This is a genomic window from Shinella sp. 1A1 (assembly GCF_055379515.1).
On sequence record NZ_AP039671.1, the window covers coordinates 883,883 to 908,099 of the forward strand.

22 protein-coding genes are annotated in these 24,217 nt (G+C 64.8%); 4 read left to right on the forward strand and 18 right to left on the reverse strand.

The features are described 5' to 3' along the window. Positions 1-8: 8 nt before the first annotated feature. The 9 genes from ACZ48C_RS04350 to ACZ48C_RS04390 form a co-directional block, all read right to left on the reverse strand. Positions 9-752: a ChbG/HpnK family deacetylase gene (locus ACZ48C_RS04350; RefSeq protein WP_464782303.1), complete on the reverse strand. Its 744-nt coding sequence runs from the start codon at positions 750-752 to the stop codon at positions 9-11. Between the two features lie 18 nt (positions 753-770). After that, positions 771-2,273 carry a glycosyltransferase family 39 protein gene (locus ACZ48C_RS04355; RefSeq protein WP_464782304.1) on the reverse strand — a complete coding sequence of 501 codons (1,503 nt, stop codon included), beginning with the start codon at positions 2,271-2,273 and terminating at the stop codon, positions 771-773. Then, positions 2,274-3,281, reverse strand: coding sequence for a glycosyltransferase family 2 protein (locus tag ACZ48C_RS04360; RefSeq protein WP_424546699.1), 1,008 nt, complete (start codon positions 3,279-3,281; stop codon positions 2,274-2,276). Further along, on the reverse strand, positions 3,278-3,685 hold the full coding sequence (locus tag ACZ48C_RS04365; RefSeq protein ID WP_464782305.1) for a GtrA family protein: 408 nt from the start codon (positions 3,683-3,685) through the stop codon (positions 3,278-3,280). The genes ACZ48C_RS04360 and ACZ48C_RS04365 overlap by 4 nt, the downstream gene beginning before the upstream one ends. Positions 3,686-3,806: 121 nt before the next feature. Then, the gene (locus ACZ48C_RS04370) at positions 3,807-5,309 is read right to left on the reverse strand and encodes an AMP nucleosidase (protein ID WP_464782306.1); all 1,503 of its coding nucleotides are present in this window, start codon (positions 5,307-5,309) and stop codon (positions 3,807-3,809) included. A gap of 129 nt (positions 5,310-5,438) precedes the next feature. After that, complete coding sequence (locus tag ACZ48C_RS04375) at positions 5,439-5,759, reverse strand: YnfA family protein (RefSeq protein WP_119258864.1); 321 nt, start codon at positions 5,757-5,759, stop codon at positions 5,439-5,441. Between the two features lie 68 nt (positions 5,760-5,827). Beyond that, entirely contained in the window at positions 5,828-6,004 is a 177-nt protein-coding gene (locus ACZ48C_RS04380; protein WP_464782307.1) for a hypothetical protein, read from the reverse strand. Between the two features lie 28 nt (positions 6,005-6,032). Continuing rightward, entirely contained in the window at positions 6,033-6,197 is a 165-nt protein-coding gene (locus tag ACZ48C_RS04385) for a hypothetical protein (protein ID WP_162911522.1), read from the reverse strand. A gap of 416 nt (positions 6,198-6,613) precedes the next feature. Further along, positions 6,614-6,955 (reverse strand): DUF2147 domain-containing protein, encoded by a 342-nt coding sequence (locus ACZ48C_RS04390; RefSeq protein WP_464782308.1) that lies wholly within the window; start codon positions 6,953-6,955, stop codon positions 6,614-6,616. A 466-nt stretch (positions 6,956-7,421) separates the two neighbouring features. On the opposite strand from ACZ48C_RS04390, the gene ACZ48C_RS04395 reads away from it, so the two are divergent. Further along, positions 7,422-7,691, forward strand: a complete 270-nt coding sequence (locus ACZ48C_RS04395; RefSeq protein WP_464782309.1) for an SEL1-like repeat protein — start codon at positions 7,422-7,424, stop codon at positions 7,689-7,691. Between the two features lie 47 nt (positions 7,692-7,738). Here the strand turns inward: ACZ48C_RS04395 and ACZ48C_RS04400 are convergent, their stop codons facing one another. The 4 genes from ACZ48C_RS04400 to ACZ48C_RS04415 all read right to left on the reverse strand — a co-directional run bounded on the left by ACZ48C_RS04400 (position 7,739) and on the right by ACZ48C_RS04415 (position 11,230). Then, a complete protein-coding gene (locus ACZ48C_RS04400) occupies positions 7,739-8,860 on the reverse strand; it encodes a pyridoxal phosphate-dependent aminotransferase (RefSeq protein ID WP_464782310.1) in 1,122 nt (373 codons plus the stop codon). Between the two features lie 114 nt (positions 8,861-8,974). Continuing rightward, positions 8,975-9,406: a PilZ domain-containing protein gene (locus ACZ48C_RS04405; RefSeq protein ID WP_464782311.1), complete on the reverse strand. Its 432-nt coding sequence runs from the start codon at positions 9,404-9,406 to the stop codon at positions 8,975-8,977. Positions 9,407-9,530: 124 nt separating this feature from the next. Continuing rightward, positions 9,531-9,887 carry a hypothetical protein gene (locus ACZ48C_RS04410; RefSeq protein ID WP_464782312.1) on the reverse strand — a complete coding sequence of 119 codons (357 nt, stop codon included), beginning with the start codon at positions 9,885-9,887 and terminating at the stop codon, positions 9,531-9,533. Between the two features lie 119 nt (positions 9,888-10,006). Then, positions 10,007-11,230: an acyl-CoA dehydrogenase gene (locus ACZ48C_RS04415; RefSeq protein WP_464782313.1), complete on the reverse strand. Its 1,224-nt coding sequence runs from the start codon at positions 11,228-11,230 to the stop codon at positions 10,007-10,009. A gap of 230 nt (positions 11,231-11,460) precedes the next feature. Between ACZ48C_RS04415 and ACZ48C_RS04420 the strand changes: the two genes are divergently transcribed. Beyond that, positions 11,461-12,489, forward strand: a complete 1,029-nt coding sequence (locus ACZ48C_RS04420; protein WP_464782314.1) for an extracellular catalytic domain type 1 short-chain-length polyhydroxyalkanoate depolymerase — start codon at positions 11,461-11,463, stop codon at positions 12,487-12,489. A gap of 244 nt (positions 12,490-12,733) precedes the next feature. Here the strand turns inward: ACZ48C_RS04420 and iolB are convergent, their stop codons facing one another. From iolB to ACZ48C_RS04445, 5 genes are all read right to left on the reverse strand, one after another. After that, complete coding sequence (iolB, locus tag ACZ48C_RS04425) at positions 12,734-13,528, reverse strand: 5-deoxy-glucuronate isomerase (protein WP_464782315.1); 795 nt, start codon at positions 13,526-13,528, stop codon at positions 12,734-12,736. A gap of 34 nt (positions 13,529-13,562) precedes the next feature. Continuing rightward, positions 13,563-14,480 (reverse strand): myo-inosose-2 dehydratase, encoded by a 918-nt coding sequence (gene iolE / locus ACZ48C_RS04430; protein ID WP_464782316.1) that lies wholly within the window; start codon positions 14,478-14,480, stop codon positions 13,563-13,565. A gap of 120 nt (positions 14,481-14,600) precedes the next feature. Beyond that, positions 14,601-16,451: a 3D-(3,5/4)-trihydroxycyclohexane-1,2-dione acylhydrolase (decyclizing) gene (iolD, locus tag ACZ48C_RS04435; protein ID WP_464782317.1), complete on the reverse strand. Its 1,851-nt coding sequence runs from the start codon at positions 16,449-16,451 to the stop codon at positions 14,601-14,603. Between the two features lie 24 nt (positions 16,452-16,475). Beyond that, the gene (locus tag ACZ48C_RS04440; protein ID WP_464782318.1) at positions 16,476-18,398 is read right to left on the reverse strand and encodes a bifunctional 5-dehydro-2-deoxygluconokinase/5-dehydro-2-deoxyphosphogluconate aldolase; all 1,923 of its coding nucleotides are present in this window, start codon (positions 18,396-18,398) and stop codon (positions 16,476-16,478) included. A gap of 104 nt (positions 18,399-18,502) precedes the next feature. Beyond that, positions 18,503-19,375: a MurR/RpiR family transcriptional regulator gene (locus ACZ48C_RS04445; protein WP_119258855.1), complete on the reverse strand. Its 873-nt coding sequence runs from the start codon at positions 19,373-19,375 to the stop codon at positions 18,503-18,505. Between the two features lie 190 nt (positions 19,376-19,565). Between ACZ48C_RS04445 and ACZ48C_RS04450 the strand changes: the two genes are divergently transcribed. Continuing rightward, entirely contained in the window at positions 19,566-20,687 is a 1,122-nt protein-coding gene (locus ACZ48C_RS04450) for a Gfo/Idh/MocA family protein (protein WP_464782319.1), read from the forward strand. A 98-nt stretch (positions 20,688-20,785) separates the two neighbouring features. After that, a complete protein-coding gene (locus ACZ48C_RS04455) occupies positions 20,786-24,133 on the forward strand; it encodes a caspase family protein (RefSeq protein ID WP_464782320.1) in 3,348 nt (1,115 codons plus the stop codon). Positions 24,134-24,217 lie beyond the last annotated feature (84 nt).

Here is a 24,217-nt window from a genome sequence, read left to right on the forward strand (position 1 = left end):
AACATACCTCAGGACTGGCGGAAGAGGATTTCCGCCTCCACGGCGCGACTTTGCGGCGCATGACCGGGGCATTGGCTCCGGTCATCGGCCCGGCCCGGATGGACCATCAGCAAAGTATCGTCCGCCCGCGCGTTCAGGAGCCGGGGCAGCCAGCGTGCGACGGCTTCCGGTCTGTCCAGCGCCAGGAAACCGGAAAAATCCGTGTTCGTCTGCCAACCCGCCTTGCGGAAGGTCCTTCCGGCGAGAAGCGCCAGCGCCATGATCAGCGCTACCTTCGGTCCCGCTGAGCGCAGGTTGAGCGCTACGCCGCCGAATGTTCGGGGCAGGGGGACGCGCATCCAGGCGCTGTTTTCCCGCGGCAGGGCTGCCGCGAGCCGGCTCAGGCCGGGAAAGCAGTGGCAGTGCTGGTGCCCGTCATAATAATCGGGAAGAAAGCCGAAGGCGTCGCGAAACGCCTCTGTCTGTCTGCGAAACTCGCTTTTCGCCTGTTGCGGAAGGCGGCCTGTCAGGCAGAGCCCGAGCAGTTCACCGAGCGGCCGATGAAAGTTCCGCCCGGAAAAGCCATGTGTAAGATTGAGATGAAGGCCAACGGCCGCCCCTTTCTCACGCGCATGGCACAGGCGCTGCATGTCCTCCGGATCGATGTCGCCGTCGATCATGACCGAGGTCCCGTCGATCCGCCGCTTTTCGAGGAGATCGAGGATGACCTTGTCATGCCCGCGACCGAGGCCGAAATCGTCCGCGATCAGCATGCGCGCCCGCCCTTGCCGTCACCTGGGCCAGACATAGACCACCGCCGTTTCGACCGGTACCTCGCGGGGGAAGCGCAAGCCGGAGCGCTTGATCGTGAAGGTGGCGTCTTCCGATTGCAGGCCGTTGGCAGCCGCCCAGGCATGTGCCGCCTGCACGCATTCCACGTCGCCTTCGCCGGGAGCATGGAAGGGGCAGGCGATCATGCCGGCTTCGGCCTTCCAGTTCTCGCGCGGCGGATAATAGGACGGCAGGGCGTCCGGCAGCGCCGGCAGCGCCTCGATCGGGGTTGGTGAGAAGAAGGAGATCATCGCGGCGCGGTTGCCGCCGGCCGCCCAGGCAAGGGGCGTGTCATGGCGGGCCTGCCAGTATTCGACGGCGGCGAGCGCCTGTTCCTGGTCCGGCTTGTAGTAGTTCGCATTGGCTTTGTAGCCGTCAATGGCCCCGGCAACGAGGCCGCCGACCAGCATGAGGGGCCAGATGAAGCGGAATGCGGCGATCAGCTTCGGGCCGTTCTCCTCAAGCCGAGCGGGTTCGGCATTGGCGGTAATGTAGAGCATGAAGGCAAAGCCGATCGGGATCGCCCAGGGCGTGGACAGTTCGGCAAGACCGGCAATGGCGAAGCAGAGCGTCACCAGCCAGGGGCCGAGTGTGAGCACGCCGAGGACGAGACGGTCCTTGGGCCACCGCGACAGTTGTACACAGCGGGATGCCAAGGAGCCACGGACAAGAAGAAGCCCGGCCAGTACCAGCGGGATCGGCCAGTAGAAGAGCGGTGCGATCACGAATTTCGCGATGTAGTAGACGGCATTGCCGAGCCCGTCGCCTGCGCCCTGTTCGCTTGCATAGGCAAGGGCGTCCCGATGGCCGAGCAGCCAGAGAAGATGCGGCGTGGTCACGGCGAGAAACACCACGATCGCGATCCACGGCGCCGCCGTCCGCCAGAGCCAGCGCTGGCTCGGCAGGAAGGTGAAGGCGAAGAGCGGCAATATGAGCACGATCGAATAGTATTTGCTGAGCATGGAGAGCCCGGCGAACAGGCCGAAGAGCGCCGCATGAAGCAGTCGCTTTCCGTCCCGCTCCGACGTCGCCTTCACGAAAGCCCATGCCGTCCATGGCCAGGTGGAAAGGCAGATCGCGTTCATGTTGAGCTTGTCGGCGAGGGTCAGATACGGGAAGGCCAGCGCCCCGAGGGCAAGCGCGACGAGCACCTGCATGTCGCTGAGCCTGAGCGCGCGGCCGAGCGCCAGGATGCCGAGCATGGCGACGGCGAGATTGACGGCCGAAAGCAGGTAGAACGAAGCCACGCTCTTGGGGGCCGCCAGGAACCAGATCTTGGCCATCCATGGCAGGAACTGCGGATGCTTGCTCGAGCCGGCCAGCCAGTGTTGCGACCAGGCGTAGACTTCGACCATGTCGCCGTAGCGGTCGAGGCTCGGCTTGGCGATGAGGACCATCGCCCACCAGACGAGGCAGTGGATCAGGACGAACAGTGTCGGCTTGGAGGAGAGGGTCTTGAACATTCAGGAAGAGGCCTCGTTTTGTGCGGACGCCACGGTGTCTGCTGCCGGCGATACCACGCGCTTCTCGGCCAGTATATATGGCGGGCGGCGCTTCGCCTCGAGCACGGTTTTGCCGATATATTCCCCGAGCAGGCCGAGGAAGATCATCTGGATACCGCCGAAGAAGGCGATCAGCGCCAGAACGGAGGCAAGGCCAATGCCGTTCGAGGTGAAGAAGAGCCGTTCCACGATGATGTAGACGCCATAGAGCGCGCTGACGCAGGCGATGAAAAGGCCGGCGAGCGCCATCAGGCGCAGGGGGGCCGTGGTGAAGCTGGTCATCGCGTCGAAGGACATGGCGAGCAGCCGTGCGCCGTTGAAGCTGGAGACGCCGCGCTCGCGGGGCGGCGGAGTGAGCGGCAGGCCGCGCTGGGCAAATCCCACCCAGCCGTAAAGCCCCTTCATGAAGCGCTGGCTTTCCGGCAGCAGGCGCAGGGCATTGGCATAGCGCCGGCTGATCAGCCGGAAGTCGCCCGCATTCTCGGTGATGGAAAAGCGCGCGCCCCGGTTCATGATCCAGTAGAAGCCGCTTGTCAGCTTGGCCTTGAGGAAGCCTTCCGATGCCCGGCGGTCTTCCTTGTAGGTGAAGACGCTGTCGACCGCTTCCGTCTTCCAGACCCGCACGAGATCGAGGAGAAGTTCGGGAGGGTGCTGGAGATCGGCATCCATCATGATGATGGCATCGGCATCGATCGCGGCGTCGATGCCGGCCGAAAGGGCGGCTTCCTTGCCGAAATTCCGGGAGAATTGCAGGAGCGTGGCGCTGTGCCCGGCATAGTCGAGCCCGCCGAGAATGTCGAAGCTTCCGTCGGAGCTGCCGTCGTCGATGAAGACGTAGTGGACGGCGGCGAGTCCGTATTCGAGGCGGATGCGCTCGGAGACCGTGTTCAGCCTGTCGACCAGATGCGGAAGGTTCTCCGCCTCGTTATAGATCGGAACGACGATGGAAAGGCTCTGGCCGGCGGTCATTTGCTTCCTTTCATGAAGACGAGCATCGACGAGGCTGCAAAATTGGCGACGGAAACGATCCCGATGGCCATCGCGACGGCGATGAAGACGGGAAGCCCTGCGGCAATGAACAATTCCAGGACGACGACCCGGAGGGCAAGGACGATCGCCGTCAGCATCATGAACTTGACATAGCGTTTCATCCATCCGGCGCCGGACGTGCGGAAGGTGATCCTGTCGTGATAGAGGAACACGATCGATCCGCTAGCCACCATGGAGGCCGCCAGCGCCAGGGAGGGAGGCGTGCCGAAAAGGCCGTTGGCGCCGAGCGTGACGACATAATCGATGATCGCGCCGATGACCGACCCGCCGCTAAAGATCAGGAAGTTCTTCAGGATGGAAAGGAGCTTCGGAAGATTGGGCATGGCGGACGGATAGCTCGACGAAAGCGTGAGGCAAAACGTGCCGGAATGTCAGAGAACATCCCGGCACGTCCAAACTTCCAGGGTGACTAGACCTTATGAGCCGGCCTGTCCACCGTCCCCTCTACTGGAACGCCGTCTCGAAGAAGCTTCTCAGCTTGCGGGAATGCAGCTTTTCCGTCGGCATGCCGGCGAGTTTTTCCAGCGCCCGGATGCCGATCCTCAGATGCTGGTTGACCTGGGTTCGGTAGAAGGCCGTCGCCATGCCGGGCAGTTTCAGTTCGCCGTGCAGCGGCTTGTCGGAAACGCACAGCAGCGTGCCGTAGGGCACGCGGAAGCGGAAGCCGTTGGCGGCGATGGTCGCCGATTCCATGTCGAGCGCGATGGCGCGCGACTGGGAAAGCCGCTTCACCGGTCCGCGCTGGTCGCGCAGTTCCCAGTTGCGGTTGTCGATGGTCGCGACGGTGCCGGTGCGCATGATGCGCTTGAGATCGTAGCCCTGGAGGCCCGTGACCTCCTCTACCGCGCTTTCGAGCGCCACCTGCACCTCGGCGAGCGCCGGGATCGGCACCCAGACCGGCAGGTCGTCGTCGAGCACGTGGTCCTCGCGCACATAGGCATGGGCGAGCACATAGTCGCCGAGCGTCTGGCTGTTCCTGAGGCCCGCGCAATGGCCGAGCATCAGCCAGGCATGCGGGCGCAGCACGGCGATATGGTCGGTGATCGTCTTGGCGTTGGAGGGGCCGACGCCGATATTGACCAGCGTGATGCCGCCATGGCCCTTCTTCTTGATGTGGTAGGCCGGCATCTGCGGCAGGCGGCCGGGGGTGATGTTGGGCTCCGGCTTGTCGGAACCGGCCGGGGTGATGATGTTGCCGGGCTCGACGAAGGCCGTGTAGCCGTTGCCGCCCTCCGCCATCTGCTGGCGCGCCCATTCGCAGAATTCGTCGACATAGAACTGGTAGTTCGTGAAGAGCACGAAATTCTGGAAATGATTGGCCCTGGTCGCCGTGTAGTGGCTGAGGCGGGCGAGCGAATAATCGACGCGCTGCGCGGTGAAGGGCGCAAGCGGCGAGGGCTCGCCCGGGCCGGGCTCGTAGGCGCCGTTGGCGATCTCGTCGTCGGTATTGGTCAGGTCCGGCGCGTCGAAGAGGTCGCGCAACGGAAGCTCGATGCCTTCGGCGACTTCCGCCTCCACATGGGCCCCTTCGCCGAAGGCGAAGTGCAGCGGGATCGGCGTCGTCGATTCCGAGACGATGACGCGCACCCCGTGATTGCGCATCAGGAGGCCGAGCTGTTCCTTGAGGTAATGCCGGAAGAGTTTCGGCCGGGTGATCGTCGTCGTATAGACGCCGGGCGAGGCGACATAGCCGTAGGACAGGCGGGAATCGACATGGCCAAAGCTCGTCGTCTCGATGCTGACCTGCGGATAGCAGGCGCGGAAACGCGTTTCCGGCGTGCCGGTCCGGCCGAGCGAGACGAAGGCGTCGGTGAGGAATTTCGTATTGCGCTCGTAGAGCGCCTCGAGGGCATCGACGGCGGCGACCGGATCGTCGAAGGAGCGCGGCTCGTAAGGCTCGGGCGTGGCGAAGGAAAGCGGTTTCGGCGAGAAGGTTCGTTTGCTCATGAATCACTATAGTTGTTGTTATTTGACAAGCAAACGACAAGTTCCGCGCGCCCGCAAGCCCCGGGGTAAGGACGCTGCGGCGCCATGCCCATAGCGGCGTGAAAACAGGAGGATAGGGGGGCGGCACCCCTATCGCGGGGCGGCGAGAACGATGCCCGCGCCGACCAGCGCAAGCGTCGCGCCGGCAAGGTCGAAGCGGTCGGGGCGCATGCCCTCGGCAAGCCAGAGCCAGAGCAGCGAGGCGGCGATATAGACGCCGCCATAGGCGGCATAGGCGCGGCCCGCAAAGGCGCTGTCGACCTGCGCCAGCAGCCAGCCGAAAAGGGCGAGCGAGGCCATGCCGGGGATGAGCCACAGGATGGACTTGTCGAGCCGCCACCAGGCCCAGAAGGCGAAGCAGCCGGCGATCTCGGCAAGGGCGGCGGCGGAAAAGACGAGAAGGGATTTCATCCGGTGCTCCGGGCTGGCGGCGAGAGGTCGGCCCGGTTTAGCACGGAACGGCAAAGACGAAGCCTGCCTCAACTCATCGACTGGCGCTGGAGTGTGACGAAAAGCACGAGGCCCGCGCCCTGCTTGGTGATGCCGAGGCCGCCCGCATTGCTCCAGGCGAGCGCCCCGACCGGGGTGATCATCATCGCGCAAAGCGTCAGGATGCGCAGCAGCATGGTCGAGGCGTGGGCGAGGGCGGCGATCATCGGGTTTCGTCCGGCAGGCGAGGTCGGGTCAGAGCGAGGCGCGGCACATGCTCGGCGTGGAGCAGGCGATGAGCTTGCCGGTGCCGTTGTGCGTGCTGCGGCGATAGTCCGTCTCGACGGCGGCGGCCAGCATGATGGCGAAGACGGCCATCAGCAGGGTGATGATCGTGAGGCGGCGTGCGAGGATGTCCATGGTGATGTCCCTCATCCAGATGTTTCGGTGTGGTCGTTTTCGCACCTGCGGACTGAACGGTCCCTGAGAGGCCGGTTCATCTCCCGTTCAGGAAAGGTGTGATTCGGTTTTCGGAAAGGGACGGGACGTCGATGAAGCCTTGAAATCAGCGGCTTGAGCGAAGGCGAGCGGCTGAAATGGACAAGATGCGCCGGTTCAGCCTGCTGACGAACCCCGCCTCACGCACCGCCGTCATCCTCGGCCTTGTGCCGAGGATCTGCCAACGTATCGAGACACGGAGGCGTTTGCAGATGCACGGGACAGGCCCGAGCATGACGGAAGAGAGGTTTCACACTTTATCGGCAGTATGAGCCGGCGCGGTGCGCCGGCTTTAACATGGCTTCAGGAACGTGCGCCGAAAGCCGCGACCTGGCCGTTCACAGCCGCGTCCAGGTCTGCGACTTGCAGAGAACGGCCAGGACGCAGCCCTTCATGCGCAGGGAATTGCCGTTGACGGCGCCGGAGCCGCTATAGGTCTTGTCCGTCTCCGGGTCGGTGATCGAGCCGCTATAGTCGGCGCCCGCGCCGTCGAGCTTGCCGATGCGCTTTCCGGCATGCTTGCCCGTCTTCAGCGTGATGCAGAAGCTGCCGCCGCATTTGGCGATGGCGGCGGTGGCGCCGCTCGGCGTCTTCCAGTTGCCCTCGATCGGTTCGGCGGCCAGCGCGATGCCCGGCGCCGCCAGAAGCGCGGCGGCGACGATCCATGTCCTCGGTTTCATTCTCTTCCTCCTCCGGAATGACGACCGAAAGATATCTTACGGGCACGTAAAGGTAAATATGCCTTTCGCGCGGATTTCAGGCGTCTTGAAGGGGGATAGACCGGCGAAAAAACGCGAGGGTGAAGGATGCGGTCGTTTGCCGTGGTTAGCGAAGGGTTGAAATCGGCGGTTGAACAATCGGTAAAATTTTATGCGAATGCCGCCGTTTCCAGGGGATGCGATGTTTAACGAAAATCCAATTTTACCAAGCGTTTGGATTTTGTTCGTCTCAAATTAAGCATGCATTTTAAGCGCATTTTGAAAGGCCCGCGGCATAGTGGAGCCATAAGACGAGCACGGAAAACCGGGCCGCAAAACTCCGAAGGAAGACCGAGCCGCAGAAGACGGCAGGCGCCTAAGGAGGCCCGAAAAGGGCGACAAAACAGGGCAATACGGCAGTAAACCAAAGAAGACAGGGACAATCGAAATGGCACGCTTTGACTTTCAGACCATCGAAACGGCCGCCACGATGGGCGGCGAGAACCGCGCCGAAATCTTCTGCGACATGGGCCTCATGTATGCGACGGGCCGAGGCCGCGACATCGACCTCGTCCAGGCGCACAAGTGGCTGAACATCGCCGCCATCAAGGGTTGCGACCGCGCCGCCGAGCTGCGCGCCGACCTTGCGGCGACGATGACGAAAAGTGACCTCGTAGAGGCGCTGCGCGCCGCCCGCGAATGGATGACGGTGCATTGAGGGGCGAATAGCGAATAGGGAAGAAAAGACCGCCGAAGCGGCAATCCCTATTCGCTATTTGCTATTCTCTCCAGAACCCGCGGCAATGCCGCCTCCAGCAACGCCATGTCCTCCTGCGTCCCGACGCTGATGCGGATGCATCGGTTGAGGGGCGCGATGCCGGGCATGCGGATGAAGACGCCGTGCTCCATCAGCCCGTCGACGATGGCCTTGGCACGGGTGCCGTCCCGGCCGCAATCGACGGTGACGAAATTGGTGGCGGAGGCGAGCGGCAGAAGCCCGTTGGCCCGGGCGATCCCCGCGATGCGCTCGCGGGATGCCGCGATGCGGGCGATGACATCCGCCAGATAGGCCTGGTCCTTGAGGGCAGCGAGCGCGCCCTGCACCGAAATCCGTGACATGCCGAAATGATTGCGGATCTTGTCGAAGGCCTGCGCGTTGCCGAGCGTGCCGATCGCATAGCCGATGCGCGCGCCGGCAAGGCCGTAGGCCTTGGAGAAGGTGCGCATGCGCAGCACGTTCGGCTGGCCGATCAGCGCGCCGATGGGCGGGATGGTCCCGGCCGGCGCGGTTTCCCCATAGGCTTCGTCGAGGATGAGCAGCGTCGTTTCCGGCAGCGCCCGCGCGAAGGAGACGACGCTGTCGGCATCCCACCAGCTTCCCATCGGATTGTCGGGATTGGCGAAATAGACGAGCGGCGCGTCTTCGCGGCGCACCGCTTCGAGAAGGCCGTCGAGGTCCTCCCGGTCGCCGACGTAGGGCACGGTGACGAGCCGGCCGCCGAAACCGTTCACATGGTAGTTGAAGGTCGGATAGCCGCCGAGCGAGGTGACGACCGGCGTGCCCGGCTCGATGACGAGCCTTGCGATTTCGCCGAGCAGGCCGTCGATGCCGCCGCCGACGGCGATGTTGTCGCGCGAGATGCCGTGGGCAAGGGCCAGCGCCTCGCGCAGCTCGAAATTCTCCGGATCGCTGTACATCCACGTGGTTTCAGCCGCTGCGCGCATCGCCTCCAGCACGGAAGGGGCGGGGCCGAAGCCGCTTTCGTTCGCCCCGATGCGCGCCTTCACGGCAAGGCCGCGATTGCGCTCGATAGCTTCCGGCCCGACGAAGGGAACGGTGGCGGGCAGGGACTGGGCGAGGGCGGTGAAACGGGAGAATGCGGACATGAATGAAGGCGCCTGGTATCGATGAACGGGGGAACCGGCTGCCGGACGGAGAAATGCCCGCCGGAATCGGTCTTCCACGGGCACCCTATCCAATAATGGCGGAAGGTGAAACGCTCAGGTGGCCGCCGAGCCGAGGCCGGCTCTTTCGACGCCCGCCATGTAGCGGCGCTCCTCCTGCTTCGGGCGGGTGTTGCTGACGCCGCCGGTAAAGTAGTCGGAGCGAACGATGGTGTGGAGCAGCTCCTCGTCGATTTCCTTGATGAACTGCACGCCGATGCGGCTGTCGTTGCGATAGACCTCGGCGCAGCCGATGCGCGAGGTGACGCCGACGACGGAGAGATAATAATGCAGCGGAAGGCCGATCGTGGTGGACACGACGAAGCTCGCGCCGCCCTGCGAAATGTCGATGAGCTTGCAGCTTCGCAGCTTCGGCGCCGCGAGGTCGAAGCCGACCGTCATCAGCATGCCCTGCCGGTTCACGGCAAAGCGCTCCCACTTGCGCTCGTAAAGTCCCGCGGTGGAGCGCGGATCGGCACCCAAACTCATTGCCATACTCCCGGTAGGGGGACATCATGTCCTGAAGATGGGCGAAGTGTCGCAGGGGACCGTTTTGTTTCGCTGAAACAAATGCTTAAAAATTTATCGGCCCGGATTTTTGCTGAAGGCCGCTTCAGTCGTCCTGCGCGGGGACCGTCCGGCCGAGCACCAGATTGAGAAAATCCGTGTCGAGGAACATGTTGAAGCGCACGGTCATATCCTCGCCGTCGCGCTTGAATTCCGTGCAGGGGATGCCGTCCCGGATGCCCTGGATCTCCAGATAGAAGTTCTCGGGCAATTCCAGCGCCTTGTTGATCGAGATCGCCGCGCCGGCGCTCGAAATGCTGCGCACGAGGCAGGTATAGCGCTGCGCCGTGCTGAGGTGATGGCCGATCGGGGTGATGAAGCCGGGCTTGTCGAGGCGATACGGGACGAAGCTGCGCTTGGGATGGCGCAGGCGAAGCTGCTCGTGGACGGTTTCGAGGGGCATGGTTCCCTCCCGCTTCTGTTGCCGGGTTTCGACTGTATCGAAACGGGATGGATAAAAGATGAAAACGGCCGCCCGCATTTTAGCGGGCGGCCGCCGGAAACCGTAAAGGTGGGAAAGACTTACTGGAACGCCTGGAGCCCCGTCTGCGCGCGGCCGAGGATCAGTGCGTGGATGTCGTGCGTGCCCTCATAGGTGTTGACAGCTTCGAGGTTCATGACGTGGCGGATGACGCCGTACTCATCGGAGACGCCGTTGCCGCCGTGCATGTCGCGGGAAACGCGGGCGATATCGAGCGCCTTGCCGCAATTGTTGCGCTTCATCAGCGAGATCAACTCGGCCGGGGCGCGGTGCTCGTCGAACAGGCGGCCGAGGCGCAGCGCGCCCTGAAGGCCGAGCGCGATCTCGGTTTCCATGTCGGCCAGCTTCTTCTGGATGAGCTGGGTGGCGGCGAGCGGCTTGCCGAACTGCTTGCGATCAAGCGTGTACTGGCGCGCGGCGTGCCAGCAGAATTCTGCGGCGCCCATGGCGCCCCAGGCGATGCCGTAGCGGGCGCGGTTGAGGCAGCCGAACGGGCCGGCAAGGCCGGCGACTTCCAGCAGCAGGTTTTCTTCGGGAACGAAGACGTCCTGCATCATGATCATGCCGGTGACGGAGGCGCGCAGCGAGAACTTGCCCTCGATCTTCGGCGTCTCGAAGCCCTTCATGCCGCGTTCCAGCACGAAGCCCTTGATCTTGCCGTCATGCGCGTCGGACTTGGCCCAGACGACCGCGACATCGGCGATCGGCGAATTGGTGATCCAGTTCTTGGCGCCCGAGATCAGGTAGCCACCGTCGACCTTCTTGGCGCGGGTGATCATGGAGGAGGGGTCAGAACCATGGTCCGGCTCGGTGAGGCCGAAGCAACCGACCCATTCGCCGGAGGCGAGCTTGGGGAGATACTTCCTGCGGGTCTCTTCCGTGCCGTAGGCGAAGATCGGGTGCATGACGAGGGAGGACTGCACGGACATGGCCGAGCGGTAACCGGAATCGACGCGCTCGACTTCGCGGGCGACGAGGCCGTAGGAGACGTAGTTGGCGCCGACGCCGCCGTATTCCTCGGGGATCGTCGGGCCGAGCAGGCCGAGTTCGCCCATCTCGCTCATGATCTCGCGGTGGAAGATCTCGTGGCGGTTCGCCTCGGTGACGCGCGAGGCCAGCTTGTCCTGGCAATAGGCGCGGGCCGTATCGCGGATCATGCGCTCTTCGTCGGTCAGCTGGTCCTCAAGGAGGAAGGGGTCGGCCCAGTCGAAGGGCGCCATCTTGGCGCGGGCCTGTTCCGGAGTGACGCCGTGGTGCTCGCTCATTGCTTCCATCCTGTCGCGGTTTTGTCGTTGCAGAAGTGCTACATCAGCTTGCCTTCATCCGAAAGGGCGGGAACGAAAGCGAGGGGCGAACGCTTTGGCTATTTATGAATGCCCTCATGAGCCCGGAGAATGAGCCATCCCCCGCAAATTCGCCCCTTCTGCCTTGATCCTGTCCTTCACGAGGCGCATGTAGCCTGACGATGAGCAATTCCACGAAAGAGAGGCCGGGCATGCGAGACCGCTTCAAGAGGTCGGTCGAGCGGCTGCTGCCGACCGAGGCGCGGCTGGGCGACCTGCTCTGGCCCTTCCACCGCACACCCGAGCGCAAGACGCCCGCCACCCGCCGTCGTCCGGCAGGCGGCTCGCCGCTTGTCGAGGTCACGGATTTCGGCAGCAATCCCGGCTGTCTGCGCATGTTCGCGCATATTCCCGAAGGCCTGCCCGCCGGGCGGCCGCTCGTTCTGGTGCTGCACGGCTGCCAGCAGGATGCCGAAAGCTACGACCGTGCCGCCGGCTGGGCGTCGCTCGCAGACGAGCGCGGCTTTGCCGTCGTCTATGCCCAGCAGCGCGAGGCGAACAATCCGCGGCTCTGCTTCACCTGGTTCCGCCCGAGCGAGGTGACGCGCGACCGCGGCGAACTGATGTCGATCCGCCAGATGGTGGCCCATGCCGCCGAACAGGCGGGCAGCGACCCGCAGCGCATCTTCATCACCGGCCTTTCCGCCGGCGGTGCGATGACGGCCGCGATGCTGGCCAACTATCCCGAGCTTTTCGCCGGCGGCGCGATCATCGCGGGTCTTCCCTTCGGCGCGGCGCGCGACGCCACCCGCGCCTTCGACGCCATGAAGGAGGCCCCGGAGCGCACCGCCCGCGAATGGGCCGACCTCGTCCGCAAGATTTCTCCCCGCATCCCCCGCAAGCCCGCCATCTCGATCTGGCACGGCACGGCCGACGAAACCGTCTCCCTTTCCAACGGCCTCGCCCTCGTCGAGCAATGGCGCGACCTCTACCGCCTGCCGAAGGACGCCTTCGTGGAAAAGCGCATGAAGGGCCGCCGCACGCGCATCTGGCCCGACAAGGACGGCAAGCCCCTCGTCACCTTCCACGAGATCGACGGCATGGGCCACGGCACGCCGGTGCTTCCCGGCGAGGGCGGCGGCCATGCGGTATCCGCCGAGCCGTTCATGCTGGAGGCGGGGTTCTCGTCGACGCTGGAGATCGCCAGGGCGTGGGGTTTGACGCGGAAGTGGAAGCGGTAGGCGGCGCTGCGCCATTCTTTTCCATTCGCCCCTCACCCTAACCCTCTCCCCGCAAGCGGAGAGAGGGGACTTGCCCCACGCAGGTCATTGATCGGGAAAAACGGCGCGGCATATCCCTTCTCCCCGCTTGCGGGAAGAAGGGCCGGCAGGCGGATGAGGGGCAACCGGCACCGGCGGCGTGATGTGTTGAACATCGGGCCGCCCCGTTCGAACGGAGGCGGTCAGACAACGGCCTCGCCAGGGCTCACCCCAGCAGCCACTCATGCTCCTTCGCGTTGTGGAACTTCCATACCCGCTTCGGCCCCGCCATCACGTTGAGATAGTAGAGATCGTAGCCGTGGATGGTGGCGCAGGGGTGGTAGCCCTTCGGCACCAGCGTCACGTCGCCGTCCTCCACCGCCACCGCCTCGTCGAGCGAGCGGTCGTCCGTGTAGACGCGCTGGAAGGCGAAGCCCTGCGGCGGGTTGATGCGGTGGTAGTAGGTCTCTTCCAGCAGGCTTTCGTTCGGCAGGTCGTCCCGGTCGTGCTTGTGCGAGGGATAGGACGAGGTGTTGCCGCTCGGGGTGATGACCTCGACCACGAGCAGCGAATGGGCCGAATTATCGTCTTCCGGCATGATGTTGTAGACGTGGCGGACATTCGAGCCCTTGCCGCGCGAAAGCTTCGGATGGGTGCCCGGCGGAATGGCCTTCGCCTCGTGATCGCCGCCGCCCGGTGCCGAGCAGACGGCGAGCTCCAGGTCGGTCTCCGCCGTCACCGACCAGTTGGAATCGGCGGGGATGTAGAGCGCATGCGGCGCCCCCTCGAAGGGGTTCATGCGCTCGCCGAGGACGCCGAAATCCTTGCCGCCCGCGGTCGCCTTGCCCTTGCCGGAGATCCAGACGAGGCAGACCTCGCGGCTTCCCGTTTCCGCCGCGACGATCTCGCCGGGCTTCATGCGGTGCAGGTCGAAGCCGACATAGGTCCAGCCGGCGCTTTCGGGCGTCACATGGCTGACGCGGCCATGGGTGCCGTTCGGTTTTACGAGGAGGTTCGGCATGGGCATGTTCCTTTCATTCGGCGTCCGGCAGGGTTCAGCCCTTCGGGAAACCTTCCGTCTCCACGGTATAACCCGCGGCGGTCATGACGCGCATCAGTTCCTTATGACCGATCTCGGCCATTTTCTGCGGCGGCGCCTTGCGCGGGTCCTGCTCGGCTTCCACGACGAACCAGCCTTCATAGCCGTAATCGGCCAGCTTCTGCACGATGGCGCCGAAATCGAGCGAGCCGTCGCCCGGCACGGTGAAGGCGCCGAGCGCCACCGCGTCGAGGAAGGATTGCCGGCTGCGATCAAGGCCGTCGACCACGGACCGGCGGATGTCCTTCACATGGACGTGGTTGATGCGGGCATGGTGGTTGCCGATGGCGCGCAGCACGTCGCCGCCGGCAAAGGCGAGGTGCCCGGCATCGAGCAGCAGCGGAATGCCTTCGCCGGAGGCCTTCATGAAGGCGTCGAGCTCCGGCTCGGTCTCCACGACGGCGGCCATGTGGTGATGGTAGGAGAGGGGCATGCCCTGTTCCGCGCACCATTCGCCGAATTCTGTGAGCTTGCGGCCATAGGCCTTCATCTCGTCGTCGGAAAGGCGCGGCTTGGTGGCGAGCGGCTTCGAGCGGTCGCCCTGGATGGAACGGCCGACCTCGCCGTAGACGATGCAGGGCGCATCGACGGCCTTGAACAGCTCGATCATCGGCGCGATGCGGTCCTTGTTGGCGGCAAGCTCTTCATCGACCAGCGTGCCCGAGAACCAGCCGCCGCACAGCGTCACATCTGCCGCGCGCAGGATCGGCAGCATCTCCTCGGGCGTGCCGGGGAAGCGGCGGCCCTGTTCCATGCCGGTAAAGCCGGCGCTGCGCGACTGGCGAAGGCACTCCTCAAGCGAGACATCGTCGCTGAGTTCAGGAAGGTCGTCGTTCCACCAGGCGATGGGCGACATGCCGAGTTTGGCTTTCATCTGGATCTCCTTGGGGAAGGCAAACGGCCTTCCGATATCATTATCTCTCTGCCTTTCCTCCTTCATCCTCGGGCTTGATCCGAGGATGAAGGAGAGGAGGAGAGGGGCATTGGCTGTATCCTACCCGAGGCTCTGCGCCGCGCGGGCCTTCACATAGGCCTCGCGCGCCTTGTTGACCTCGGCCCGGGGGCTCACCTCCGGCACGGCGACGTCCCACCAGTGGCCGCCTTCCTGCGTGGTGATCAGCGGATCGGTGTCGATGACGATGACCGAGGTACGGTCGTTCGCCTTGCTTTCCTCGATGGCCGTTTCCAAGTCGGCGATGGAGGAGACCTTGACGGCGACGGCCCCCATGCTTTCGGCATGGGCGCGGAAGTCGATGTCCGGCATGGTCTCGATCATCGCGTCCTTCAGCAGGTTGTTGAAGTTGGCGCCGCCGGTGCCCATCTGCAGGCGGTTGATGCAGCCGTAGCCGCGGTTGTCGAGCACGACGACGGTCAATTTTTTGCCGAGCATGATCGAGGTGGAAAGCTCGGAATTCATCATCATGTAGGAGCCGTCGCCGACCATGACGACGACATCCGCCTCCGGCCGCGCCAGCTTGACGCCGAGCGCCCCGGCGATCTCGTAGCCCATGCAGGAAAAGCCATATTCCATGTGGTAGCCGCCGGGCTTCACCGCCTGCCAGAGCTTGTGCAATTCGCCCGGAAGGCCGCCGGCCGCGCAGACGAGCACGGAATTCGCCCCGCCGATGGTGCGCTGCACCGCGCCGATGACCTGCGCGTCGGAGGGAAGGTCGGCATTGGTCGGCGCGGTCGCCCGGTTCGCCGCCGCCATCCATTCGGCCTTGCGGGCCCTGGCCGAGGCTTCCACGGAGGCCGGGGCCTTCCAGCCGCCGAGCGCTTCGGAAAGCAGCGTCAGCCCCTCGCGGGCGTCGGAAACGAGTGGCTGGCTGTCATGCTTGGTAGCATCGAAGGCGACGGTGTTGAGGCCGATCATCTTCAGCTTCTCATTCTTGAAGAGCGCCCAGGAACCGGTCGTGAAATCCTGCATGCGCGTGCCGACGGCGAGGATGACGTCCGCCTCCTCGGCAAAGGCATTGGCGGCGGAGGTGCCGGTGACGCCGATGGAGCCCATGCAGAGCGGATGGTCGTCCGGGATCGCCGACTTGCCCGCCTGGGTGACGGCGACGGGAATGCCGTGGCGCTCGGCGAATGCCTTCAGTTCGGCGGTTGCCTGCGAATAGAGCACGCCGCCGCCGGCAAGGATCAGCGGCTTTTCCGCTTTCCTCAGCGCCTCGATGGCGGCGGCCAGCTCGTCGCTGTCCGGGCGCGGGCGGCGCTGCGTCCAGACCTTCTCTTCGAAGAGGCTCGCCGGATAGTCGTAGGCTTCCGCCTGCACGTCCTGGCAGAGCGAGAGCGTCACCGGGCCGCAATCGACGGGATCGGTCAACACCTGCATGGCGCGCTTCAGCGCCGGGATGATCTGCTCGGGGCGGGTGATGCGGTCGAAATAGCGCGAGACGCAGCGGAAGGCGTCGTTGACCGAAACGGTGCCGTCGCCGAAATTCTCGATCTGCTGGAGCACCGGGTCGGGAATGCGGTTGGCGAAGACATCGCCGGGCAGGAACAGGACGGGCAGGCGATTGACATGCGCGACGCCGGCGGCCGTCACCATGTTGAGCGCGCCGGGGCCGATGGAGGTCGTGCAGGCCATGAAGCGCTGGCGGAAGCTCGCCTTGGCGAAGGCGACGGCGGCATGCGCCATGCCCTGCTCGTTATGGGCGCGCAGCGTCGGCAGCTCCTCGCGCACCTGGTAGAGCGCCTCGCCCATGCCCGCGACGTTGCCATGGCCGAAAATGGCCCAGACACCGGCGAAGATCGGCACCTTCCTGCCGTCCACGACGGTCATCTGCGCCTTCAGGAAATGCGCGACGGCCTGCGCCATCGTCAGCCGGATCGTCTTTGCCATGGTCTTCCTCCCAAATTCTCTGTCTTACAGTCCGCGCGTGCCGAGCCATGCGTCGGTCAGCGTGCGGAAGCGGCCGGCCATGTCGGCGATGGCCGCCTCGTCGTCCATCCTGCCGGCCATCCAGGCGCGGGCGGCGTCCGCGAAGATCGTGCGGCCGACGGCAAAGCCCTTGACGGCCGGCGCCACCTTCGTCGCCTCGAAGGCCTTGATGAGGTCCTCGGTCGGCGCTTCCAGCCCGAGCAGCACGATGCCGCGGCAATAGGCATCGTTCCGGGCGATCACCGCCTCGATGTTCCGCCATGCCTCCGGGGAGGCCTGCGGCTCCAGCTTCCACCAGTCCGGCTTGATGCCGAGATCGTAGAGCTCCTGCAACGCGGTGGAGATCGTATCGTCCTTGAGCGGCCCGTTCTTGCCGGCGATGATCTCGACCAGCAGCTCACGCCCAACGCGGCGCGCCGCCTCGAAGAGCGTGCGCAGCTTCTCCTGCTGCTCCTGCTTGAGCGCGGCCGGATCGTCGGGATGGTAGAAGCACAGGCACTTGATGCAATGGTCGAGCGGCCATTCCACGAGCTGCGAGCCGATATCCTGGCTGAATTCGAAGCGCAGCGGCTTGGAGCCCGGCAGCTCGACCGGCCGGCCGAGCCAGGAGAAATCCTTGGTGGCGGCGTCGAAGAAGGCGTCGCGCCCGAAGCGCTCGTCGATCAGCATGCCATAGCCCGGCCGTCCCCCGGCCACCCGCGCGGCGGCTTCCACGGTGAGGCGCTTGAATTCAGAAATCTTTTCGTGCGGCACGCCGAGTTCGTCGGCGACGTCGACGAGCTGCATGCGATGGTCGCAGGCGAGCGCCATGAGGAGCGGAATGTCGCCCTGCTTGCGGTTCGTCGCCCAATGGATGTGGTTGATCGCCTCGTCCTTGCGCAGCGCCCGGTGCTTGCTGCCGTTCTTCAGGAAGAATTCCAGCTCCTCCCAGCTCGGATATTCCGGCGAGCAGAGCAGGCGCGAGACGGCGAAGGCGCCGCAGGCATTGGCCCAGGTGGCGGAGGTCGCATGGTCCTCGCCAGTAAGCCAGCCGCGAAGGAAGCCGGACATGAAGGCATCCCCCGCGCCGAGCACGTTATAGACCTCGATGGGAAAGCCCTGGCCCACCACGCCGTCTTCCAGGTCGTCGGAGATCGGGCCGTCATAGACGATGCAGCCCATCGCGCCGCGCTTCAGGACGATTGTGGCGGCGGAGACCGCGCGGATCGCCTTCAGCGAGGCGAGCACGTCGTCCGCGCCCGAGGCGATCATGATCTCCTCCTCGGTGCCGACGATCAGGTCGCAATCCGGCAATACGGATTTCATGATGGCCGAGACGCGGTCGGACTTCACATAGCGCTCGAAACCCTCGGCATGGCCGGCAAGGCCCCAGAGGTTCGGACGATAGTCGATGTCGAAGACGACCTTGCCACCGCTCTCCCTGGCGATGCGGATCGCCTTGCGCTGCGCGGCCTCGGTGTTGGGACGGGAGAAATGCGTGCCGGAAACCAGCACGGCGCGCGAGGAGCGCACGAAGGCCTCGTCCACGTCGCCCTCGTCGAGCGCCATGTCGGCGCAGTCGGTGCGCACGAAGATCATCGGCGAAACGCCCTCGGATTCGATGGCGAGCAGCACGAGCGCCGTCAGGCGCTCCCTGTCTGTCCGGATGCCTTCGACATTGACGCCTTCGCGGGCGGATTGCTCGCGGATGAAGCGGCCCATCTGCTCGTCGCCGACGCGGGTGATGAGCGCGGACCTGAGGCCGAGGCGGGCGGTGCCGATGGCGATATTGGCGGGGCAGCCGCCGACCGATTTCGCGAAGGAGGCCGTGTCTTCCAGGCGCGTGCCGAGCTGCTGGCCGTAGAGGTCGACGGACGAACGGCCGATCGTGATGACGTCCAGCGTCTTCGTCTGGTCGGTATGGGGCATGTCTTCCTCCCGGTCTTGCGGCGCCGTCGTGGATGCGCGGCGGATTTCGGGAAAATGAAACATGAATTCCATTATTCTGTCAATTCGGAATATACATTCCGTTTCTATTCCACAGCATTCCCTTTGGGTGAGCGCTTGAGGCTGCGCCGCCGCTCCGCGATGGCGACCGGCAGCGCCATGGCGAGCGCGATGGAGGCGGAAAGCGAGCGGAAGCCGGCATAATCGGCCTCCGACACTTCGAACCAGTGGGTGGCGGAGGCGGCGAGGGGGGAGAAGACGGAATCGGTGATGGCGACGATGGGCACGCCCCGGGCGGCGAGCTCCTGCGCCTGCGTCAGGCTTTCGGCGGCATAGGGCGCGAAGCTTGCGGCGATCACGGCGTCCCGGGTCGTTGCGAACTGCGTCATTTCGGGATCGATGCCGTTCGGCGAGGCGATGATCTGGTGGCGGATGCCGAGCTTGCCGAAGGCATAGGCGATATGCGCCGTCAGCGGATAGGAGCGCCGCTTGGCGACGAGATAGATGGTCTCCGCCCGGGCGAGCAGGTCGACGGCCTTGGAGAAGGTCTCGCCGTCGATGGTGCCGGCGAGCCGTGCCACCGACTGGCTCGCCGCCGTCAGGAAGCCGGAGAGCAGTTCCGCGTCGCTGTTGGCCGCCGGCCCCGCCTCCAGCGAGAGCATGCGCTCCTCATAGGAAAGCGTCCGGTCGCGCAGGCGTGCGCGAAAGACGTTCTGGAGGTCGGAAAAGCCCTCGTAGCCGAGGTGGTGGGCAAGGCGCACCAGCGTGGAGGGCTGCACGTCGGCCGCCGTTGCGATGCTCGCCGCCGTCCCGAAGGCCATATCGTCCGGGTTGGAAAGCGCATAGGCCGCCACCTGCGCCAGCCGCTTCGGCATGGTCGCCTTGCGCTCGATGATGACGCTGCGCAGGCTGTCGAAATCGCGGGGCACGCGCGTAAGGGCCGCTTCGCTGCTGTTCATGGATCTGTTCTCCTCGTGCGGCCATTCTGCGACAAATGAAATAAATATTCCATATCGTCGGAAAAGATAGTTTTCGTTCCAAATCTTTCCCGCTATGGATGGCGCAAGGCGCGCCCTCAGCGCGAGGTATATCAACTCTTGCGAAACTGCGTAGCGGTTTTGCGAGGGCCGGAGACGATGGAGGATTGTCATGAAGGCCTTGGGTATCGGACTGATCGGCACGGGTTACATGGGCAAGTGCCACGCGCTCGCCTGGAACAATGTCAGCACCGTCTTCGGCGACGTCGAGCGCCCGCGCCTCGTGCATCTCGCCGAGGCCAATGCGGAACTGGCGGCAAGCCGCGCCCGCGAATTCGGCTTCGCCAGATCCACCGCCGACTGGCGCGACCTTCTGTCCGATCCCGAGATCGATGTCATTTCCGTCACCACGCCGAACCAGTTCCATGCCGAGATGGCCATCGCCGCGCTCGAGGCCGGCAAGCATGTCTGGTGCGAGAAGCCGATGGCGCCCGCCTTCGCCGATGCCGAGCGCATGCTCGCCGCCCAGCGCGCCTCCGGCAAGGTGGCCGTCATGGGCTACAATTACATCCAGAACCCGGTGATGCGGCACATCCGCCTGCTGCTCGACGAGGGCCGCATCGGCACGGTCAACCATGTCCGCATCGAGATGGACGAGGACTTCATGGCCGATCCGGACGCACCCTTCTACTGGAAGAGCGAGGCATCCTCCGGCTACGGCGCGCTCGACGATTTCGCGGTGCACCCGCTTTCGCTGCTCTGGAGCCTCTTCGGCCATGTCGAGGCCGTCATCGCCTCGCTGGCCAAACCCTATGCCGAGCGCCCGCTGAAGGAAGGCGGCCGCCGCGCCGTCGAGAATCACGATATCGCCAGCGTCCTGATGCGCCTTCCCGGCGGCATTTCCGGCGTGCTGATGGCCAACCGCTCCGCCTGGGGCCGCAAGGGCCGCATCGCCCTGCAGATCTACGGCTCGAAGGGCTCGATCCTCTACGACCAGGAGCGCATGAACGAGTTCCAGCTCTACACGACCGAAGGCCGCGCCACCGAGCAGGGCTTTTCCACAGTCCTGACCGCGCCGCACCACAGGCCCTATGACCGCTTCATCCCGGCGCCCGGCCACGGCCTCGGTTTCAACGATCTCAAGGTCATCGAATGCCGCGAGCTGATCGCCGCAATCGCCGGCATGGCCTCGCATTCCATTGATTTCAATCATGGTCTGCGCATCGAACAATCCGTGCACGCCATGGCGCGGTCGTTCCGCGAGGGACGCTGGGTGGAGATCGCCTCTGCGTGAGTTTTCGGCGGCCGGGTTCAAAAAAATCCGGCCGGCCACGCATTGAAACGACCAATCCCATACGTAATACTCTCGGCAATAATGCCGGAGGGATAGGCATGTTCAAGCGACTACCGAAACGCTGGGCGCCGGTTTTCCTTGTCTCGATTGCTGTCGTTGTGTTCAACGCGGGCGCCGCAGAGGCCAAACGCGTGGCGCTGCTGATAGGCAATCAGAAATACGAGGAAACCGCACCGCTCAACAATCCTGCGAACGACGTGGAGCTGATGCGCGCCTCGTTCCAGGAAGCGGGCTTTGATTCCGTGAAGACCGTCTTCGATCTCGACCGCGCCGCCATGGTCAAGGCGTTGCGCGATTTCGAGGACGAATCCATCGATGCGGAAATGGCCGTGGTCTACTATTCCGGCCATGCGATGGAGATGAACGGGGTCAATTACCTGATCCCCGTCGACGCGGCGCTGAGGAGCGACCGCGACGTCGAGGACGAGAGCGTCGCCATCGACCGCGTCCAGCGCTCGCTGGAAGGCGCCAAGAAGCTGAAGCTCTTCATTCTCGACGCCTGCCGCAACAATCCCTTCGCCGCCTCCATGACGCGCTCCATCGGCACGCGCGCCGTCAGCCGCGGCCTTGCCCGCGTCGAGCCCGAATCGGCCGACACGCTGATCGCCTTCGCCTCCAAGGCCGGTACGGTGGCGCTGGACGGGGAGGGCAGGAACAGCCCCTTCGCCACGGCGCTCGCGAAATACCTCACGGAGCCGGGCCTCGACGTGCGGATCGCGCTCGGCAAGGTGCGCGACGAGGTGGTGCAGGCGACCAATCGCGAGCAGGAACCCTTCGTCTACGGTTCGCTCGGCGGCGCGCAGATCTTCCTGAATATCAAGGAAGTGAACATCAACATCACCAACAGCGGCAACACGCAGGAAGTCTCGCCGAACGGCCAGTCCGAGGCGGCCGCCGACTGGCAGAACATCCGCGACCTTGCCGACGAGGACCTGATCAACGCCTTCATCGCCAAGCACGGCAAGGACCCGGTCTACAAGATGCTGGCGGAAAAGAAGCTCGCCAGCCTCAAGGAGGCTACCCAGAACGAAGGTCAGGACGCGGCAAGCATCGCCTGGGAGGCGCTGAAGGAATCGACCGACGCGGCCGCCCTGCAACGCTTCATCGAGCGCTATCCGGACAGCCAGCACCGCGGCGACGCCGAACACCTGATCGCCGCGCTGGAGCCCAAGAAGGGCCTCAGCGTCAACCTCGCCGCCAAGGAAACGGCCGCCTCGCGCGATTGCTTCCTCCTGGCCGGCGAGCCGCAGTCGCTGCCCGGCTTCATGGGCGTCAACTTCCTGAAGATCGATGCCAAGCGGGCGCTCACCGCCTGCGCGCAGGCCGTCAACGAGAACCCTTCCGACGGCATGCTGGTGAATCTGCTCGGCCGCTCGCACGATGCCGATCGCAACTATGTCGAGGCGCGGCGCAACTACGAGAAGGCCATCGAGCTCGGCAACATGTACGCGCTCACCAACCTCGCCTGGTTCTCGATCTACGGCACGGATGGGCCGGTCGACGTGGCCAAGGGCCTCTCGATGTTCGAGAAGGCGGCGATCGCCGGCAATTCCTATGCGCAGGCCTCGCTCGGCTGGCTGTACCGGGAAGGCTATGGCGGCACCCGCCAGGACTATAACGAGGCCTTGAAGTGGTACCAGCAGTCCGCCAACCAGGGCTATGCCAATGCCATGGCGACGATGGGCTGGTTCTACCGCGAGGGCCTCGGCGTCTCGCAGGATTATGTCCAGTCGCTTGCCTGGTACCGCAAGGCGGCCGATGCGGGCGATGCCAACGCCATGTCCTCGCTCGGCTGGGCCTACCAGAACGGCCTCGGCACATCGCAGAACTACGGCGAGGCCAAGGTCTGGTACGAAAAGGCCGCCAATATCGGCGACGCCTATTCCATGGCCTCGCTCGCATGGCTCTATGACGTCGGCAACGGCGTGAAGCAGGACTATGTGGAGGCCCGCTACTGGTACGAGAAGGCCGCCAATGCCGGCAGTTCCTATGCCATGGGCAACCTTTCGCGCCTCTACGACCAAGGCCTTGGCACGCCGTCCGACGCGAAGGAGGCTGTCCGCTGGGCCGCCGCCAGCATCGAGAGCGGCGATGCCACCAAGCTGAAGGAGCTGAAGGAGAATCCCGGCAACTTCACCGTCGCCTTCCGCCGGGAAATGCAGGATCTCCTGAAGGAGCGCGGCTACTACAGCGGTGCGTCCGACGGCGAATTCGGCCCGGCCACCATGGCCGCGATCGAAAAGCTGGCAACCGGCCGCAACGACAGCACGCTGTCGAGCGCCGGCACCTCGACCGTCACGACGACGGGCCAGTCGACTGTCGCCCTCAGCGGCTCGGAGGCCGAGCAGTGCTACGAGCTGGCGGGCGAGCCGAATGTCCGTCCGGGCTTCGTCGGCAAGCTCTTCGCGCAGATCGACTATGGCCGGGCTATACCGGTCTGCGAGGCGGCGCTGAGCGCCAACCCCTCGGACAATTCGATTCGCAACATGCTGGGCCGCGCCCATGATGCCGCGCGCAACTATCCGCAGGCGCGCGAGAATTACCAGAAGGCGGCCGATGCGGGGAACCTCTACGCGCTGACCAACCTTGCCTGGTATTCGATCTACGGCACGGACGGCGCTGTCGACATGGGCAAGGGCACGCGCATGTTCGAGCAGGCCGCCAATGCCGGCAATGCCTATGCCCAGGCGTCCCTCGGCTGGCTCTACCGCGAAGGCTACAACGGCACGCGCAAGGACTATGACGAGGCGATCAAGTGGTATCGCAAGGCCGCCGAACAGGGCTATGCCAACGCGCAGGCCACGATGGGCTGGTTCTACCGCGAAGGCCTCGGCACGCCGCGCGACCACAACATCTCGCTCGACTGGTACAAGAAGGGCGCGGAAGGCGGCGACATCAACGCCATGTCCTCGGTCGGCTATGCCTACCAGTCCGGCCTCGGCGTTGCGGTCGATTATGTCGAGGCGCGCAAGTGGTACGAGAAGGCCGCGGCCTTCAACGACTACTATTCCATGGCCTCGCTCGGCTGGCTCTATGACGCCGGCAACGGCGTGAAGCAGGACTATGTCGAAGCCCTGAACTGGTACGAGAAGGCGGCCAACGGTGGCAATACCTATGCCATGGGCAATCTCTCGCGCCTCTACGACCAGGGCCTCGGCACCCGCGCCAATGCCAAGGAGGCCGCCCGCTGGGCTGCTGCCAGCGTGGAGGGCGGCGATCAGGGCAAGCTGCAGGAGCTCAAGGGCTCTCCGGCGAACTTCACGCCGCAGTTCCGCAAGGAGTTCCAACAGATCCTGCGTGACCGCGGCTACTACAACGGCCCCGTCGACGGCGATTTCGGCGCTTCGACGCAGAACGCCATCGACCGCCTCGCCGCCCGCACCTGAGCCGCGCCGGTACACAGAGCAAAGCCGCTGGAAACGACCGTTTCCGGCGGCTTTTCATGTCGAACGGTAACCGCGTAGCGGCTT

Coding starts and splice junctions, on each gene's coding strand:
- ACZ48C_RS04400 (WP_464782310.1), bottom strand. CDS start 8,860: ATGTCCGCATTCTCCCGTTTCACCGCCCTCGCCCAGTCCCTGCCCGCC.
- ACZ48C_RS04420 (WP_464782314.1), top strand. CDS start 11,461: ATGCGAGACCGCTTCAAGAGGTCGGTCGAGCGGCTGCTGCCGACCGAG.
- ACZ48C_RS04380 (WP_464782307.1), bottom strand. CDS start 6,004: ATGATCGCCGCCCTCGCCCACGCCTCGACCATGCTGCTGCGCATCCTG.
- ACZ48C_RS04355 (WP_464782304.1), bottom strand. CDS start 2,273: ATGTTCAAGACCCTCTCCTCCAAGCCGACACTGTTCGTCCTGATCCAC.
- iolE (WP_464782316.1), bottom strand. CDS start 14,480: ATGAAAGCCAAACTCGGCATGTCGCCCATCGCCTGGTGGAACGACGAC.
- ACZ48C_RS04375 (WP_119258864.1), bottom strand. CDS start 5,759: ATGAAATCCCTTCTCGTCTTTTCCGCCGCCGCCCTTGCCGAGATCGCC.
- iolB (WP_464782315.1), bottom strand. CDS start 13,528: ATGCCGAACCTCCTCGTAAAACCGAACGGCACCCATGGCCGCGTCAGC.
- ACZ48C_RS04450 (WP_464782319.1), top strand. CDS start 19,566: ATGAAGGCCTTGGGTATCGGACTGATCGGCACGGGTTACATGGGCAAG.
- ACZ48C_RS04360 (WP_424546699.1), bottom strand. CDS start 3,281: ATGACCGCCGGCCAGAGCCTTTCCATCGTCGTTCCGATCTATAACGAG.
- ACZ48C_RS04350 (WP_464782303.1), bottom strand. CDS start 752: ATGCTGATCGCGGACGATTTCGGCCTCGGTCGCGGGCATGACAAGGTC.
- ACZ48C_RS04405 (WP_464782311.1), bottom strand. CDS start 9,406: ATGAGTTTGGGTGCCGATCCGCGCTCCACCGCGGGACTTTACGAGCGC.
- ACZ48C_RS04385 (WP_162911522.1), bottom strand. CDS start 6,197: ATGGACATCCTCGCACGCCGCCTCACGATCATCACCCTGCTGATGGCC.
- ACZ48C_RS04370 (WP_464782306.1), bottom strand. CDS start 5,309: ATGAGCAAACGAACCTTCTCGCCGAAACCGCTTTCCTTCGCCACGCCC.
- ACZ48C_RS04445 (WP_119258855.1), bottom strand. CDS start 19,375: ATGAACAGCAGCGAAGCGGCCCTTACGCGCGTGCCCCGCGATTTCGAC.
- ACZ48C_RS04395 (WP_464782309.1), top strand. CDS start 7,422: ATGGCACGCTTTGACTTTCAGACCATCGAAACGGCCGCCACGATGGGC.
- ACZ48C_RS04455 (WP_464782320.1), top strand. CDS start 20,786: ATGTTCAAGCGACTACCGAAACGCTGGGCGCCGGTTTTCCTTGTCTCG.
- ACZ48C_RS04390 (WP_464782308.1), bottom strand. CDS start 6,955: ATGAAACCGAGGACATGGATCGTCGCCGCCGCGCTTCTGGCGGCGCCG.
- ACZ48C_RS04440 (WP_464782318.1), bottom strand. CDS start 18,398: ATGCCCCATACCGACCAGACGAAGACGCTGGACGTCATCACGATCGGC.
- ACZ48C_RS04410 (WP_464782312.1), bottom strand. CDS start 9,887: ATGCCCCTCGAAACCGTCCACGAGCAGCTTCGCCTGCGCCATCCCAAG.
- ACZ48C_RS04365 (WP_464782305.1), bottom strand. CDS start 3,685: ATGCCCAATCTTCCGAAGCTCCTTTCCATCCTGAAGAACTTCCTGATC.
- iolD (WP_464782317.1), bottom strand. CDS start 16,451: ATGGCAAAGACGATCCGGCTGACGATGGCGCAGGCCGTCGCGCATTTC.
- ACZ48C_RS04415 (WP_464782313.1), bottom strand. CDS start 11,230: ATGAGCGAGCACCACGGCGTCACTCCGGAACAGGCCCGCGCCAAGATG.